The organism is Yeguia hominis, assembly GCF_014384705.1.
GTDB lineage: Bacteria > Bacillota > Clostridia > Oscillospirales > Acutalibacteraceae > Yeguia > Yeguia hominis.
On sequence record NZ_JACRSN010000008.1, the window covers coordinates 67,291 to 82,552 of the forward strand.

Consider the following 15,262-nt stretch of genomic DNA (forward strand, 5'->3'; position numbering starts at 1 on the left):
ATAATTTCAAACAAAACACCTCTCGTTGTAGGGTTTCTTCTACAACGAGAGGTGTTTTTTCGATTCATTTTTACCGATTTCGTTTAAAAATAGGTATTTTTTTCTTGGAACCGTTCACCACAACGCGGGAAATTCCGCACCGTCGCGCACAAAGAGCGGAATCTGGTCCAGCGGCGCCGCCGCCGCGACAGTCTGGCCGCCGGAAAACACCTCGCCGGTCCAGGCATTCTTCCAGTGTGCGCCCGCAGGCAGATAAACCGCCCGTTCGCGCTGGCCCTCGTACAAAACCGGCGCAACCAGAACATCGGGGCCAAACAGGTACTGATCTTCTACCTTCCAGGCGCTGGCGTCCTCCGGAAAATCATAGAACAGCGGGCGCATCACCGGCGTTCCCTTTTCGTGCGCCGCCTGCATCAGCCTTGTCAGATACGGCCGCATGCGTTCCCGTAAAAACAAATACTTCTTCAAAATCTCATACGCCGTTTCTCCATAGCTCCAAACCTCATTCGGCGCGCCGGAGCGGCAGTTGGCGCCGCCTGTTGTACCGACCTGCGGCTGTTCCGGCATCCGGCATCCGTGCAGACGCATCACCGGACAAAATGCCCCGAATTCAAACCAGCGGATCAGCAATTCCCGAAATGCCGAAGATTCCGGGTCGCCGCCATGGAATCCGCCGATATCGGTTGTCCACCAGGGAATTCCGGCAAGCCCCATATTGAGCCCCGCAGGAAGTTGATTGCGCAAACTCCAGAACGCGGAAGCGATATCCCCGCTCCAAACCAGCGCACCATATTTTTGGCTTCCCGCCCACGCGCAGCGCAGCAGATTCAGAATATTTTCCTGTCCTTCCGCCTTCATGCCGTCAAAAAAGGTTTTGGCATACATCACCGGATACACATTCCCGATTTGAAGATCGGAGCCTAAAAAATAGCGGTAATTATCAAAATGGTAGACATCGTATTCGGGTTCGGCCTCATCGAGCCAAAAAACCCGCACACCCTTGTCATAATAGTTTTTCTTCGCCTTTTCCCAGACATACTTGCGGGCGTCCGGGTTGGTGGCGTCATAATGAATGGTATTCCCCTGATACGTCATGGAGACGCGCACGCCGCGTTCTGTGCGGATCAGGTAGCCTTTTTCCAGCATTTCCGCAAAATTTTCGCTGCGGTAATCCACAGTCGGCCAAATGGAAACCATCAGCTCGATTCCCATCTCCTGCAGCTGTGCAATCATGGCATCCGGATCCGGCCAATAGGTCGGGTCAAATTTCCATTCTCCCTGCAACGGCCAATGGAAAAAGTCAATGACGATTACGGAAATCGGCAATCCTCTCCGTTTGTATTCACGCGCAACCTCAAGGAGCTCTTCCTGCGTCTGATAACGCAGCTTGCACTGCCAGAATCCCATCGCATACGCCGGCATCATGGGCACCGTGCCCGTCACCGCCGCATAATGCTCCTCAATTTCCGCGGGCGTCTCTCCGGCTGTTATCCAGTAATCCAGCTTTTTGGTACTGCGCGCCTGCCAGGTCATTACATTTTCTCCGAACGTCACCCGGCCAATGGCAGGGTTGTTCCACAACAAGCCGTATCCGAGGCTGGAAAGGCAGAACGGCACACTAGCCTGCGAATTCCGGTGTGCAAGTTCGAGTTCCATTCCCTTTAAATTCAGATAAGGCTGCTGATACTGTCCCATTCCATAAATTCGTTCCTCACGGTCGATGGACTCAAAGCGCTGTGTGAGCTCGTAATCTCCGCCGACCAGCGGCAAAAATTCGCGTGCATCAATTTCCAGCGCAGAACAGTAATCTGCCTGGACATCCACACGGTTGCGCAGGTATTCCTTCAGGAGCAGTTTTCCGGAAACATGATACACTTCCAGCTTGCCGGCCGCGTCAACAACTGCGCGGATTTTTCCATTTTCAATGACTGCGTTGTCCTCTAAAATTGCAATCCGGGAATCACAATCTGCCGGCTGCTCCGACAGCGCCCAATCTTCCTGCGGCATTTCGCTGCATTTGGTCGCGCGAACGCGCAAACTGTCTGTTCCCCAGGGCTCGATCCAAAGCTGTTCGCTGTCAAACCGGCGGATAAGTCGCTGTCCGGAAACCGAAAACATCTGATTGCCCAGTGTATTGATTGAAAACAAGCCCATTTTGATTCCTCCTAAAAAATTTTTGCCGCACTGTCGCCGTCTTCTGTGCGGCCCGGTTTTCTATTCATTCCGGCATCGCCAAACGGCAAGCGCACCATACACCGTACAGTGCGCGGCGTCTGTTTCGCGAACCTCAACAATCTGACCGGGGAGAAGCGGCTCCAGCAAAGCAAGAAACATCCTGTGCAGTGGACCGGTTCCGCCGATCAGCACCCGCTTCCCCGTTTCGGCCTTTGCCGAAATGGCGCCGATATCCCCGGCAAGCACGGCGCCCGCCAGAAAGCTGAACGTACGCACCTTGGCTTCTTTTAACAAGACATCCATCAGTCGCACCCGGAAGCACGCCTTATTCAGGCCATGTTCCCGGCTATACGCAAATCCGCTGCACAAAGCATCCGCATCAAAATCGTCGCAGGCCTGTACAGAATCTTTTAAAATCGTATTTTGAGAAAGCGCTGCCAGCATCTCACCGCTGAGCGTGGTCTCGCAGGAAAGAATCTGCCCGCCCGCTCCGATTTCCACCAGCTTCGTATGCGATCCGGGCAATACCGCAAGCAGCGGACCGGTTTCTCCGGACAGCGTGAGCATCCCCAGCGCTTCTGTTTCTTCCCCGCGCATCACGTCCATCTGATCGAGAAATTCGATTGACGCCGGCGTCTGATTCCGGACGCCCGGAATAAAGAAAAACGGAATTTCACAAACCTCCGGAATCCGGACAATCACCGCCTGTTTGGCAAGCTGCCGCAATGAAACCGGCGCCGAAACATGCGGCAATTCATAGAGTCCCAAATTTGACGTAATCATACCGGACGCCAGCACAGCGGAAACTTCCCGTTCCGATACAGCGGCTTCCTTTAAAAGATCCGTGATTGCATCGCGCAGCGCCTGCCGCAAAAAATCTGCATTTCCGGAAATGGCCGTATTGCGAACGCCTGCCGAAACCTTCTTCTGCGCAAGGATCACCTCCCCCTGCAAAAGGTGTACCCGGGTATTGGTCGTCCCGGTATCCACCGTCAGCAGCATGCTTCCACCGCCTGCACAAATTCCTGCGCCAGTGCGCTGATCGCGGCATAATCTTTCTTTGCGACCAGCTCTTTTTTGATGATATTGGAGTTTATCGCGATGCCGCAGGCGCCCGCATGCAGGTATTCCCCCAGGTTTTCCTTGTGAATGCCGCCTACCGCCAACAGCCGAATATGGGAAAGCGGAGACCGAACCGCACGGATATAGTCGGATCCCAAATTTCCAGCCGGAAAGACCTTTACAAAATCCGCGCCGCACCGATGTGCAAGCTGCATCTCACTCGGCGTGAGGGCCCCCGGAATAGAAACCATTCCGGCAGCCGCCGTTGCACGGATAACCTCCGGATTGACGTCCGGAGAAATCACATACTCCGCACCTCCAGCCTTGGCACATTGCACCTGTTCCGGCGTCAGAACCGTTCCGGCGCCAACAAAAAATTCCGCGCCAAAGCGTTCCCGGACCCGGCGGATCATCGAAGCGGTAATGATATCCGGCGTATTTCCGGCCGCATCAAACGCAACTTCCGCGAGACGGATCCCGCCCTGATAGAGGGCCTGCGCAATGCCCAAAATCTCATCCTCCGAAATTCCTCTGATGACGGCAATCAGCTTATATCGCGCAATTGCCTCTATGACTCTTTTTTTCATTGCATCCATGTATCGCTCCCCTTCCTACCGAACCCGTGTGATATCAGTTTTGGAGTCCGGTTTTTTATAAAACAACTTTTGCCAAACGGCAAATTCTTTAGCTTTATTATAACAGATTCCGAGTGGCAATTCAACTACTTTTCTTCTTGACAGCGCCCAAAATCTGTTATATATTTTAAATAGCAAAAAGGAGGCGTGCTGCACATGTATGCGATTGGAATCGATATCGGCACCACAACCATCTGCGGAATCCGGCTCAATCTGGATTCCGGCGCTGTTGAGGAAACCAAAACACGGGACAATTCTTCTTTCCTGTCCGCAACGCACACCTGGGAGCGCTTGCAGGATCCGAACATCATCCTGCACACCGCAAAAGCGCTTCTGTCCGAACTGGTTTGCCCCGGCACTGCCGCCATCGGAATCAGCAGCCAGATGCACGGCATTCTTTATCTCGATAAAAACGGCGATCCAGTCAGTCCCCTTTACACCTGGCAGGACGGACGCGGAGACCTTCCCTATCAGGGCACCACGTATGCCAAAGCACTTCGGTCTGCGACCGGGTTTGGCAATGTCACGGATTTTGTCCTCGCGCAGACCCACGCACTTCCAGAAAACGCCGCTGTATTCTGTTCGATCGGCGACTTTCTCGCAATGCAGCTTACCGGCCGAAAAATGCCGCTGACGCATCTGAGCTTTGCCGCCAGTTTTGGACTTTTTGATTTAAACCGGAGCTGCTTTTTGTACCCAAATTCACGCCAGCCAGCGCTCACAGACGAGCCGGCTGTTTTGGGAACCTGGAATGGAATCCCGGTCTGTGCAGCACTCGGGGACAATCAGGCAAGCTTTCTCGGATCTGTTTCCGATCCGGACGGCGCACTCATCAACATCGGCACCGGCAGTCAGATTTCTTTTTTGTCCGACTCTACCGAATGCCCTGACACCATGGAAGCGCGCCCTTATGCCGGCGGGAAATTTTTATGGGCCGCATCGGCGCTTTGCGGCGGTCGTGCCTACGCCTTGCTGAAGCAGTTTTTTGAACAATGTATCGAAATGGCCGGGCTCAAACCGCCTGCACTATATCCCATCATGGAACGTGCTTTGCAAACATTGCCAATCCGCAGGACGCTCCGGTTTCACAACCAGTTCTGCGGCACCCGACAGGACCCGGCGCTCCGGGGAAAAATTGAAAATCTCTCTCCGGAAACCTTTACCCCCCAGAACTTTCTGATCGGGATTCTCTACGGAATTGCAGATGAACTTTTTGCGCTTTCCGGCGGTCTTCCCGACCGCTGCAGAACACTGGTCGCTTCCGGGAACGGCATCCGGCTGAACCCGGCGCTTCAAAAAATCATGGAGCAAGTTTTTGGGATGTTTCCGATTTTTCCAGTGCACCGGGAAGAAGCCGCCTATGGCGCCGCGCTGTTTGCAAGCGTCGGCAGTGGAGTGTTCCCTAATCTCGCACAGGCGCAGTCTCTGATCGCTTACGAATCATAAGCTTACACAAGCGAAGCGCCGCCTCTGCAGGCAGCGCTTCGCAGAAGGATGGACCTCCGGATAAGCTTCCGGAGGTCCATCTATTTTTTTATATTTCTTTATCAGCTGACAGAAACCAGACAGATTTTATTCCAAATTTTCAACGTCTATTGTGCCGGCTGTGCGTCCGGCCCGCTGCTCTCAGCGGCAAGGTCTTCCGTCTGGTACTGCCGGTAAAATTCCTTTGTTTCTGCAACCCGGTAAACCGCCGATCGATTCTGTGCAAGCAACGTCGTCAGCGCGTAAAGATCGACCCAAATCTCGTTGTCACACTCTTTTTGAGACTCGTCGAAAATCAGCTCCATGCCCAGATGCAAGTGGCTTACCTCAATATTATTGTTGACATTCTCTTTTGTGCTGTAACCGGTGTGGCCGACATAACCGATCACATCTCCGGCCTGTACGGAGTCCCCTTCCTTCAAACCTTCTGCATAGGGCCGGTTCTGCCGCAGGTGTGCATAATAATAGTACCGTTTCCGGTCAGCGCTGCGGATGCCGATCCGCCAACCGCCATACTGATTCCAGCCGAGGCTTTCGACAGCGCCGGACTCAATTGCGATGACCGGCGTGCCGGTCGGTGCAATCAGATCGTGCCCCAAGTGCCGTCTGGCATATCCGTAGGTCCGCTGCGCACCAAAATCATCATAATGTTCGTAGTAAAAATCTTTTGCAATCGGGGAAAAGGCTTTCAGACCGTAACGGGTCTCCCACTGTGTTTCGCCGCCTTCTTTGGGCACCTCCACACGATATTCTCCCAAAAGTCCGCCCAAAACAGCTGCATAAGCCTCGCGATAATAGGCATAATACGAATTCCCCGCTGCAAGTTCCTCTACCGGCGCTCCCGCGGAGACTGCCTCTATGATTTCCTCTAAATCCGCAGCCCGATACCGGGAAAAATCCCCGTAATATCGGGCTGCTAAAAGTGCCAGCATTTCAATCCAGCTGCCCGGCGTTTCTGTATCGTGCAGCGCAATGTCCGCCTCCATCGCCTTTTCCAGCGCTAAATACGGAACGTTAAATTCGACATACGTGATAAAGTCCTTTTGTTCTGCATTCGCCGGTTTTTCTGCGGGCAGATGCACCCATCCGGAAACCGCCACCGACGCTGCCAGAACGAGCAAAAGAAAACTGATCAAAACAGCCTTCCCGGAAACTTGGAGCCGTCTCATATTCACACACCCCTAAAGGAATTCTCATCCCATTCGTATGCGGAATATCAGAAAATCTTGCCTGCCTTTTTAAAGGTCATCGGCATCCTGCTCCGGTTTCTCGCTTGTCTGGGTCATTCCGGTATAGCTCCCCGTAACATCCGAAGGGATAAATCCCTTATTCATATTTTGGAGAGTTGCCGCAATGGAAATGATCCGATACCCTTTTTCATGTTTTCCGCGGTGTTGATTTGGTTTCTGTTTTTTTATCATACCTTGCCAGCATCAGCCGGACGCCATCCGATCGGATCGCCTTCCGCGCTGCTATGCCTGCGCCTCCCTTCGTTTGATCCATGAAGCTGCTACAGGAATAGTATTGCCGTGCAGACAGAAACCATGCAGAGCGTCGCCTTGTTTTACGGATTTTTTATGAGATCCTGCACCACTGCAGCGGCCAGTAAAAGGCCTGCCGTCGCCGTCACATACACGAGACTTCCCGGAACTGGTTTTTCTCCGGGGAGCGGTGATCCGGCCGGACGGACCGGCTCTTCTTTGGAATAAACCACTTTTAAATGAAAGATGCCGCGTTTCTTCAGTTCCCGACGCATCACCCGGCAAAGCGGACAGACGGAAGTTTTGGAAAGATCGGAAATTTCAATCCGGGAAGGATCCCTTTTATTGCCGATGCCCATACAGCTGATCATCGGCACACCGGTTTCCCGCGCTTCTTCGACGAGAGCCAGTTTCCCCGAAACCGTATCAATTGCGTCAATCACATAGTCGCAATTTTCCAGAAGATGATCAGAATTGCCCGGCAAATAGAAACAATCGTGCATATCGATCTCTAAATTCGGCGCAATATCATGCAGACGTTCCCGCATGACATCCACCTTTTTGCGTCCTATTGTGCTGAAAAGTGCCGGAACCTGCCGGTTGATGTTGGATTCCGCAACGGTATCGTGATCAATCAGCACCAGCTTGCCGACGCCGGTGCGCGCAAGCGCTTCTGCGGCATGGCTGCCGACGCCTCCCAGCCCAAACACTGCAACTGTCGCGTGCTGAAGCTTCTGTACTGCCTCTTCACCCAGCAGCAGCGCCGTACGTGAAAACTGTTCCGGACAGACGCCCATGTGATTTCCTCCTTTTAAAATGCCCAACCTGTTTTTTCTAAAAATTTGTATAATCGCTTCTATAAACCGTCCGATCAGTATGCAAAAGAAGATTTCATCGTTTTTTCGCAACGGAAATCGATCTCCATTCCTGGGGCAATGCACCAATTCCGCGGATATTATAACACAAATTACATCAAAGCATCAATAGACGGGTTGTTCCAGAAAATCCCTTTACAATTGAAATGAGAATGCGTATACTATTCTTAATGATAACAGGAAGGAGCCATAAAATGTATTATGTCGGAATCGATGTCGGCGGCACAAATCTTGCGGTCGGCGTCATAAATGAACAATATCAGATTATCAGCCGCAGCAAGGCCAAAACCCCGGAATCCTGCGATGCGAAAAAAATGAGCGCCTTGTTCGGGGATTTGGTTCTGGAAGCCCTTGAAAAAGCAAATCTCACCCTTGAAGACGTCCCTTATGTCGGGGTCGGCGTTCCGGCCGGAATCAACCATGACACCGGCATCATCGCGTTTTGCGCGAATCTGGATCTTCGGGACTGGGCGCTGCAGAAGGACCTCTCGGAGCGTCTCGGCGGCAAGCCCGTCCTGGTTGAAAACGATGCCAATGCGGCGGCGTTCGGCGAATATAAAGCCGGCGTGCTGGCCGGATCCAAAAACGCACTGGCCATTACGCTTGGAACCGGAATCGGAAGCGGCATCATCATCGACGGAAAAATTTATACCGGCAGCAACTTCATGGGCGGAGAAGCCGGCCACATTGTCATCGAATTCGGCGGACGGAAATGCGGATGCGGACGGCATGGATGCTGGGAGCGGTATGCTTCTGCGTCCGGCCTGATCCTGACCACAAAAGAATTCATGCAGTCGGAATGCGGCAAGGAGAGCATCATGTGGAAACTGGTCGACGGCAATCTCGATCAGGTAAACGGGCGGACCGCTTTCGATGCCATGCGGCAGGGAGATGCCTGCGGAAAAGCGGTCGTCGACCGGTTCATCGAGTATCTCGGATGTGGAATTGCCAATATGATCAACATTTTGCAGCCGGATATCATCTGCATCGGCGGCGGCATCAGCCATGAAGGCGAAACGCTGCTTGCGCCGCTGCGGGAATATGTCCGCAAAGAAGAGTATGCACACAACGCCAAAAAAACACAAATCTGCAAGGCAGAGCTGGGAAACGACGCCGGAATCATCGGAGCCGCCCTGCTCGGAATATAAAGGAGGGCCAAACATGAGTATCTCAAAACGCGTTTTTGGCGTCATGCCGGACGGCAAGGAGCTTCCTGTCTATACGCTTTCCAATGCATCCGGAACGGCTGTGGAAGTCATCCCCTATGGATGCCGGATTGTAAAACTGATGACGCCCGACCGGACAGGCAGCGCCGGAAACGTTGTACTCGGGCACGATACATTGGAAGAATATCTGGACAAAATGGATTTCCAGGGCAGCACAGTCGGCCGGTTTGCCAACCGGATCGGCGGCGCAACGTTCACCATGGACGGAAAGGTGTATCCTTTAACCAAAAATGAAGGAAACAACACCCTTCACGGTGGCCCGGGCGGTTTCCATCAAGTTGTCTGGGACGTTGTCTCGACCGATGACGGTGAGCAGCCCTCGATCACCTTCCGCCACACTTCTCCGGACGGTGAGGAAGGCTATCCCGGAACGCTGACCGTGACGATCGTCTATACGCTGGACAGCGAAAACGGATTTCATCTGAACTATACGGCTGTTTCCGATAAAAAGACACCCGTTAATCTGACAAACCACAGCTATTTCAATCTCAGCGGAGATTTCCGCACCAACGTGCTCGATCATGTTCTGATGCTCCACGCTGACGGCTATACTGCTGCCAACGACGAGTTGATTCCGACCGGAGAAATCGTTCCGGTTGACGGAACCCCGTTTGATTTCCGCCAAGCGAAACCGATCGGCCAGGACATTGGCGCAGACGACCGTCTCCTGAAAAAATGCGGCGGTTATGACCACAATTATGCGCTCTGCGGCGCTGGGCTGCGCAAATTCGCGGAAGTGCATGATCCGAAGAGCGGCCGCGTCATGGAAGCATACACCGATTTGCCCGGTGTACAGTTCTATTCCTGCAATAATGTCACGCCCGGCATGAAGTTCACCGGCGGCGTCGATGCCATCCGCCACCAGGCGCTGTGCCTCGAAACCCAGTTCTATCCGGATTCTCCGAACCAGCCTTCTTTCCCCTCCTCGTACCTGGAGCCGGGTGTGCGTTTCCATACCGAAACCGTTTATCGTTTCTCTGTAAAGTAAATTCGCATTTCAAACCCGCCACCGTTGTTAACCACCCAAAACAGCTGGACAATCTTTCAGCAGAAAATAGTTCAAGCCGCCGAAAGGGCTTGCTGTCTGTGAATTGCAGACGGCAAGCCCTTCCATTTTGCCTGAATTCTGAGATTGCCATTGTAATCCAGATATGCAATGAATTCCTGTTTCAGGTGTTTCATGAACTGGAGCTCTAATCTCGTCCAGCGTGGTCGTCACCACGCGCAGCACCGGACAATCCGAGATGGTATTACTGCCCAGATGGCTGCTGCGCAGATCCGGAACTGCCGAGCCGCTCCTGACAGACCTATCGTCTCTACGACCTGCTTTCCTGCATTCGACGTGTACCGGTTTGAATCTCCTTTCACATAGCAAACACCCCATTTGTTAGACCGTACAGCATTCTGTCTAACAAATGGGGTATTAAAGTTGGTGCTTTTTTTTGCCGCCTCATCCAGTTTCTGTTTCATTGAGCCATTTCTGCTGCGTATGCTTCCACCGCCAATAAACAATTTCCGCCGCCAAGGTGCGCGGCAGAACGTTGCCTACCGCAGACAACGCCCGATTAAGCACCCCCGGCACGTAGAGGCCCTTGCCCTTTAAAGCGCGGTCAATCGTCTTTCTCGCAACAATTTCCAGCGGATTGGTGGTCGCCTCTCCCCAGAACCCCTGTGCCCAAATTGCCTCTGCGGTTTCGTCCGTTGTAACCATCCCGGCTGGGCAAAGAGCCAGCACATTGGCGTTCTGCCCTTTCAATTCCTGACGCAATGCGGTCGCAAAATCCAGCAAAAACCGTTTTGATGCCGCATAGGTTGCTTTCAGCGGCATGGGAAACAGCAAAGCAAGGCTCGAAACAAACACCGCAGTAAACGGTCTCCCGACTTTGCGCCGCTCCAAGATTGCGTGTGTGACCCGCAGCGTTCCTGCATCGTTGAGCGTCACGATTTTCACCACGCGCTCTCTGTCGCGTGAAAGGAACCCGCCTTCAAAATCCACACCCGCTACGTTCAAAAGCAGATCAAATCTGATTTTGCAGGCATCGATCGTTTTTAGAAGCACATCCACACTCTCCGAATCCGTCAAATCACAAGCCTTTGCCGTAACGGGAATGCCAAATTGCCGTTCCAGCCCAGTTTGTGCCCGGCGCAGCCCGTCTTCACAAATATCGGTCAAAAACAGCCGGTATCCGCGTTTTCCGCATTCGACCGCCATTGCCCGGCCAAGTCCGCCTGCCGCACCTGTGATGAAAACATTCATATTCTGCACACCTCGTCATAGGAAATTCCGCAGAGCCGCTCACTGAGCGCGAACAGCCGGTCTGCATTTTCGGTTGTGACCTCTCTGCTGTATGCGCGTTCCCGGCATTGCTTGTAGTACAGCCCTTTGGGCGCCTGCACCTGATTACAGAGGAACGCATATGTTTGCGCCGGAATTTCCGGACTGACGCCGCTCAGCTTTCGCAGCGACCACACCGCGCTAACCAGCCCGCCGGCGCCTTTGTTGCCGATCTCGGTCCGCACAAGACCCGGATCGACCGTATACGCATGGACATTCTGCTTTACACAGCGGTCATTCAGCCCTTTGGCAAAAAGGATGTCGCACAGCTTGGATTGTTTATAAGCCGTCAGCGGATTGTAACGTTTTGTGAGCATCACATCGTCCCAGTGTACCCGGATGCCTTTATGCGACTGGCTGCCTGTCATAATCACACGGCCGCCTGCCTTTTGGAGCAAGGGAAAAAGCCGGTATGTCAGTAAAAATCCCGCGAGATAGTTCAGCGCAAACTGCTGTTCATAACTGTCCTCTGTTGTCATATAGTACCCTCTGGCACAGCCCGCATTGTTGAGCAATGCGTACAGCTTTCCGTCGCAGTTTTTACCGATAAACACGGTTAGCGCCGATGCCGCACAATGGACTTCCCGCTGCTGCATGAGGTTCGTCGTAAAAAACGTGATCTCGGCCTGTGGTACGGCGGCCCGAATGATTTGCGCGGCCAATTTGCAGCGCGCGTCGTCTCTTCCGACTCCGAGCACCCGGAAGCCGTCTTTTGCAAGCAGCTTTGCCGTTTCCAGTCCAATGCCGGAGGTTGCGCCTGTCATCACAATGGTTTTCATGTTGTTCCTCCTGAAATCATAGGAGGAGTATGCCGCCATAAAACAGAAAATTTTTGATACTGCTTTTGATTCTGGCAGAAAAAGCCGTGGATCGTCAGCAGTACAAACACCGCGGCCGCAAGGTCGTAAACGGGCAGCGCGACTGCGTTCAAGCCGTACATCAAACACACCTCGGTTCCATCAAGCTTATTCAAACATCCCCCAGGCGTGCCAGAATTCCAGGCTTCCTGCCGACAGGCTGCACACTACATACGAAAGCACAAAACAGGCTGCAAACAGCGCCAGTGAACCAAGCGCCACTGCGCGCAGACGGCGCTTGGTCTTGGCGGAAAATTGCGGGTTTATCGTCAGTGCAGGAAGTGTTGCCGCGCCGGAAGCAAAAGCCAGTGCATTCCGCTGAAACCGTCCAAAGGCACGGATAAGCTGACGCAGGAATGCCGTATAATAGATACAGCCGACAACAAGCAGCACCGCAAGCGCGGCAAAGGCAAGCGCCAGAATTGCGCCGCACCAATACGGCACCGTGGGAATCAATCCGTAAATGTTTAAATTTCCCAAAAGGCAAACCGTAAGCGTGGCAAAAGACAGAGCCGCAACACCCATCACAAGGCCAAATCCGGTCAGCAGTACAAAAAACAGCCCTGCGAACACATCAACGAGGCACAATCCCGCCAGCACAAACGGTTTGCTGCCGTTTTTCTGCTTGGGCGCATCCGCACCATCAAACTGCGCGGCAAGCACAGCCGGATCGCCCAGCTTTGCGGCAATTTCTTCTTCCGAATACCCGTCGGCCTGCTTAAACGCAAAATGCTGCTCATATTCTTCTGCGATATCGGCGGCATCCGCCACGTTTCTCTTTTGCAATTCATTCGAAAGTCGTGTCAAAAATTCATGTTTCGTCATATTCTTCATCCTCCAGTAACACTCTGACAGACCGCGCAAATTGCAAATATTCCGCCCGGTCTTTTTCATAGGTTTCGCGGCCAAGCTCGGTCAGTTTGTAATATTTTCGCGGAGGCCCGCCGCTTTCTTCCTGCAAGTACGTTGTGAGCATCCCGTCTGCCTTCAGCTTTCGCAAAATCGGATAAACAGTTCCGTCTGCAATATGGATATGCCTGGATAGAGATTCTGAAATTTCATATCCATAGCAATCGCGCTTTTTCAGCAGAGACAGCACGCAAAGCTCCAGCACACCTTTTTTATATTGGGCGTTCATCGCACCATCTCCTTGTTTTTGTTTGTTCTTGATTACTACTATATTATATTTACTAGTATTTTATAAGCCAATCCCGATTTAAAAATTTTTTTAAATTTTAATTTGCCTGCATGGGTTCCGATGTTTTGCTTTCCTTGCCAAAGCCGCCGGATTCCCGCATTTTTTCTTCCCGGCTGTATCTCATCGCCAGCATTTTCGAAGCTCCATCTTTCCGCATCTGAGCCGGCACATGCCGCCAAACGAAAGCGTTCGCCAAAAAAATCCCCGATGCAGAAACCGGAAGGCTCCTGCATCGAGAATTTTTATCACAATCGTATTGCAATTTCCAAACTTTCTGCGCGCAAAAACAAATTCTTGCAAGGCACAAAGCACTTTCCCTGCTTCAGGCATTACGTTTCTTCCGCTTCCGGATGCTCCTGCGGAAGAATCCGCACCTTGATCTCGTCTGCGCGATGGTTGTCCACCTTTGTGACCGTAACCTCTAAATTCTCGCAGGTAAACTGGTCTCCCACTTCCGGCACCTTTCCGAACTGCTCTAGAATCCATCCGCTTACTGACACGGATTTCGATTCTGTTTTTAAATGGAAATGCTCCGCAAAATCCTCATAATTCATGGTTGCGTCAATGCAATAGGTATCCGGGGAAAGTCTGCGCATCAGGACTTCCTCTTCGTCGTGCTCATCCCAAATTTCGCCGACCAGTTCCTCCAGAATGTCCTCCATTGTCACGATCCCGCATGTGCCGCCGTACTCATCCACCACGACAGCGACATGCGTCTTGGCTTTTTGCAGCTTTTTCAGCAGCAGGCTGATCGGCTCACTCTCCAGTGTAAAGAGAACCGGAGACAAAATTTCCCGAATCGGCTTTTCGGTTATCCCGCAGCCGACATAAAAGTCCTTCTGAAGCAGCGTTCCCAGAATGTTGTCAATCGTGTCCTGATAGATCAGCAATCTGGAATATTTCGTTGCGGTAAACAGCGCTGCCGCCTCTTCTTTGCTGGCATCTACCGGCAGCGCCGCCAGATCAACCCGATGAATCAGCACATCGCGCGCACGCTGTTCCGAAAACTCAATGGCATTCCGCAAAAGGCCGCCTTCGTCTGCATCGATGCTGCCCTCATGCTGCACTTCATCAACCATCATCAAAAGCTCTTCCTGAGACATCTTCCCGCCGGGCTGCAGGTGAAACATCTTGGAAAGCAGCTTTTTCCACAGAGAAAAAATCGCATTCAGCGGCAGGAAAATCCAGATTAAGAACTGGATGATCGGCGCAGAAAACATCGCAAAGCTTTCTGCACAGTCTTTGGCGATACTTTTCGGAGAAATCTCCCCAAAAATCAAAACCACCACCGTGATGACAACGGTCGATACCGAGGCGCCCACATCTCCGAGCTGCCGCACAAACAACACGGTTCCCAAAGACGCCAGCGCAATATTCACGATATTATTGCCGATCAAAACCGTAGAAATCAGCTTATCATACTGGGCTTCGAGCTTACAGGCCAGCGCCGCTTTCCGATTTCCTTTTTCTGCAAGCGTTTTGAGTCTGGTGCGGTTCATAGAAGAAAATGCTGTTTCTGTTGCTGAAAAATAGGCGGATAAAATCAGACAGATGACCATCAGGATGATGTATGTACTCAAGTTCAAAACTCCTTCAAAAAATACGTTTCAATTTCAAAGTAATTCGTCGAACCATTTTCTCCTATAAGCGCAAAAAAGCACGTCTGCCCAGCCTGACGCAAGGCAGATATGCTCTCCATAATTTCTGCAAATGATAGCCGCAATCATGATCTCTGCCGCTACTGTCCGTATCCATTCTGGCAAATGCCCTTCCCATTTCAAAATTTTCTTTATTATATCGAAAAGGCAGCCCGCTGTCAAGAAAACTATCCGCTTCTGCTTTTTCTGTCCGGCATTCCAGCCGCAAACCTTGTAAAACGAACCCAAATGCGCTACAATGAGTCTGGAGTAAACAAACAGATCTGTTTTTTTAT

At 52.2% G+C, this 15,262-nt stretch carries 15 protein-coding genes; 3 read left to right on the forward strand and 12 right to left on the reverse strand.

Going from position 1 to position 15,262, the window contains the following annotated elements:
- Positions 1–114: 114 nt before the first annotated feature.
- Genes IAG03_RS06740 through IAG03_RS06750 form a run of 3 tightly spaced genes read right to left on the reverse strand, consistent with a single transcriptional unit; the run spans position 115 to position 3,833 of the window.
- Positions 115–2,154, reverse strand: coding sequence for a glycoside hydrolase family 31 protein (locus tag IAG03_RS06740; protein WP_346726112.1), 2,040 nt, complete (start codon positions 2,152–2,154; stop codon positions 115–117).
- Positions 2,155–2,214: 60 nt separating this feature from the next.
- Positions 2,215–3,177 (reverse strand): 2-dehydro-3-deoxygalactonokinase, encoded by a 963-nt coding sequence (locus tag IAG03_RS06745; RefSeq protein WP_249319322.1) that lies wholly within the window; start codon positions 3,175–3,177, stop codon positions 2,215–2,217.
- Positions 3,168–3,833, reverse strand: coding sequence for a bifunctional 4-hydroxy-2-oxoglutarate aldolase/2-dehydro-3-deoxy-phosphogluconate aldolase (locus tag IAG03_RS06750; protein WP_249319324.1), 666 nt, complete (start codon positions 3,831–3,833; stop codon positions 3,168–3,170). The genes IAG03_RS06745 and IAG03_RS06750 overlap by 10 nt, the downstream gene beginning before the upstream one ends.
- A gap of 195 nt (positions 3,834–4,028) precedes the next feature.
- On the opposite strand from IAG03_RS06750, the gene IAG03_RS06755 reads away from it, so the two are divergent.
- A complete protein-coding gene (locus IAG03_RS06755) occupies positions 4,029–5,318 on the forward strand; it encodes a sedoheptulokinase (protein ID WP_249319326.1) in 1,290 nt (429 codons plus the stop codon).
- A 146-nt stretch (positions 5,319–5,464) separates the two neighbouring features.
- Here the strand turns inward: IAG03_RS06755 and IAG03_RS06760 are convergent, their stop codons facing one another.
- The 3 genes from IAG03_RS06760 to IAG03_RS06770 all read right to left on the reverse strand — a co-directional run bounded on the left by IAG03_RS06760 (position 5,465) and on the right by IAG03_RS06770 (position 7,635).
- Positions 5,465–6,526 carry a M23 family metallopeptidase gene (locus IAG03_RS06760; RefSeq protein ID WP_249319328.1) on the reverse strand — a complete coding sequence of 354 codons (1,062 nt, stop codon included), beginning with the start codon at positions 6,524–6,526 and terminating at the stop codon, positions 5,465–5,467.
- Positions 6,527–6,595: 69 nt separating this feature from the next.
- Positions 6,596–6,778 carry a hypothetical protein gene (locus IAG03_RS06765; RefSeq protein WP_249319330.1) on the reverse strand — a complete coding sequence of 61 codons (183 nt, stop codon included), beginning with the start codon at positions 6,776–6,778 and terminating at the stop codon, positions 6,596–6,598.
- Positions 6,779–6,921: 143 nt separating this feature from the next.
- Entirely contained in the window at positions 6,922–7,635 is a 714-nt protein-coding gene (locus tag IAG03_RS06770; RefSeq protein ID WP_249319332.1) for a tRNA threonylcarbamoyladenosine dehydratase, read from the reverse strand.
- A gap of 272 nt (positions 7,636–7,907) precedes the next feature.
- Between IAG03_RS06770 and IAG03_RS06775 the strand changes: the two genes are divergently transcribed.
- Positions 7,908–8,861, forward strand: a complete 954-nt coding sequence (locus IAG03_RS06775; RefSeq protein WP_249319334.1) for an ROK family protein — start codon at positions 7,908–7,910, stop codon at positions 8,859–8,861.
- A 13-nt stretch (positions 8,862–8,874) separates the two neighbouring features.
- Positions 8,875–9,927 carry an aldose epimerase family protein gene (locus IAG03_RS06780; protein WP_249319336.1) on the forward strand — a complete coding sequence of 351 codons (1,053 nt, stop codon included), beginning with the start codon at positions 8,875–8,877 and terminating at the stop codon, positions 9,925–9,927.
- A 27-nt stretch (positions 9,928–9,954) separates the two neighbouring features.
- On the opposite strand, the gene IAG03_RS06785 is transcribed toward IAG03_RS06780, so the two are convergent.
- The 6 genes from IAG03_RS06785 to IAG03_RS06810 all read right to left on the reverse strand — a co-directional run bounded on the left by IAG03_RS06785 (position 9,955) and on the right by IAG03_RS06810 (position 14,909).
- A complete protein-coding gene (locus tag IAG03_RS06785; protein ID WP_249319338.1) occupies positions 9,955–10,158 on the reverse strand; it encodes a hypothetical protein in 204 nt (67 codons plus the stop codon).
- Between the two features lie 231 nt (positions 10,159–10,389).
- Positions 10,390–11,196: an SDR family NAD(P)-dependent oxidoreductase gene (locus IAG03_RS06790; protein WP_249319340.1), complete on the reverse strand. Its 807-nt coding sequence runs from the start codon at positions 11,194–11,196 to the stop codon at positions 10,390–10,392.
- On the reverse strand, positions 11,193–12,053 hold the full coding sequence (locus tag IAG03_RS06795; protein WP_249319342.1) for an SDR family NAD(P)-dependent oxidoreductase: 861 nt from the start codon (positions 12,051–12,053) through the stop codon (positions 11,193–11,195). The genes IAG03_RS06790 and IAG03_RS06795 overlap by 4 nt, the downstream gene beginning before the upstream one ends.
- 186 nt (positions 12,054–12,239) lie before the next feature.
- Complete coding sequence (locus IAG03_RS06800; protein ID WP_249319343.1) at positions 12,240–12,956, reverse strand: DUF1700 domain-containing protein; 717 nt, start codon at positions 12,954–12,956, stop codon at positions 12,240–12,242.
- A complete protein-coding gene (locus tag IAG03_RS06805; protein ID WP_249319344.1) occupies positions 12,943–13,269 on the reverse strand; it encodes a PadR family transcriptional regulator in 327 nt (108 codons plus the stop codon). Before IAG03_RS06805 ends, IAG03_RS06800 begins: the two co-directional genes overlap by 14 nt.
- 389 nt (positions 13,270–13,658) lie before the next feature.
- Positions 13,659–14,909 (reverse strand): hemolysin family protein, encoded by a 1,251-nt coding sequence (locus IAG03_RS06810; protein WP_249319346.1) that lies wholly within the window; start codon positions 14,907–14,909, stop codon positions 13,659–13,661.
- Between the last annotated feature and the right edge of the window lie 353 nt (positions 14,910–15,262).

Coding starts and splice junctions, on each gene's coding strand:
- IAG03_RS06740 (WP_346726112.1), bottom strand. CDS start 2,154: ATGGGCTTGTTTTCAATCAATACACTGGGCAATCAGATGTTTTCGGTT.
- IAG03_RS06745 (WP_249319322.1), bottom strand. CDS start 3,177: ATGCTGCTGACGGTGGATACCGGGACGACCAATACCCGGGTACACCTT.
- IAG03_RS06750 (WP_249319324.1), bottom strand. CDS start 3,833: ATGGATGCAATGAAAAAAAGAGTCATAGAGGCAATTGCGCGATATAAG.
- IAG03_RS06755 (WP_249319326.1), top strand. CDS start 4,029: ATGTATGCGATTGGAATCGATATCGGCACCACAACCATCTGCGGAATC.
- IAG03_RS06760 (WP_249319328.1), bottom strand. CDS start 6,526: ATGAGACGGCTCCAAGTTTCCGGGAAGGCTGTTTTGATCAGTTTTCTT.
- IAG03_RS06765 (WP_249319330.1), bottom strand. CDS start 6,778: ATGATAAAAAAACAGAAACCAAATCAACACCGCGGAAAACATGAAAAA.
- IAG03_RS06770 (WP_249319332.1), bottom strand. CDS start 7,635: ATGGGCGTCTGTCCGGAACAGTTTTCACGTACGGCGCTGCTGCTGGGT.
- IAG03_RS06775 (WP_249319334.1), top strand. CDS start 7,908: ATGTATTATGTCGGAATCGATGTCGGCGGCACAAATCTTGCGGTCGGC.
- IAG03_RS06780 (WP_249319336.1), top strand. CDS start 8,875: ATGAGTATCTCAAAACGCGTTTTTGGCGTCATGCCGGACGGCAAGGAG.
- IAG03_RS06790 (WP_249319340.1), bottom strand. CDS start 11,196: ATGAATGTTTTCATCACAGGTGCGGCAGGCGGACTTGGCCGGGCAATG.
- IAG03_RS06795 (WP_249319342.1), bottom strand. CDS start 12,053: ATGAAAACCATTGTGATGACAGGCGCAACCTCCGGCATTGGACTGGAA.
- IAG03_RS06800 (WP_249319343.1), bottom strand. CDS start 12,956: ATGACGAAACATGAATTTTTGACACGACTTTCGAATGAATTGCAAAAG.
- IAG03_RS06805 (WP_249319344.1), bottom strand. CDS start 13,269: ATGAACGCCCAATATAAAAAAGGTGTGCTGGAGCTTTGCGTGCTGTCT.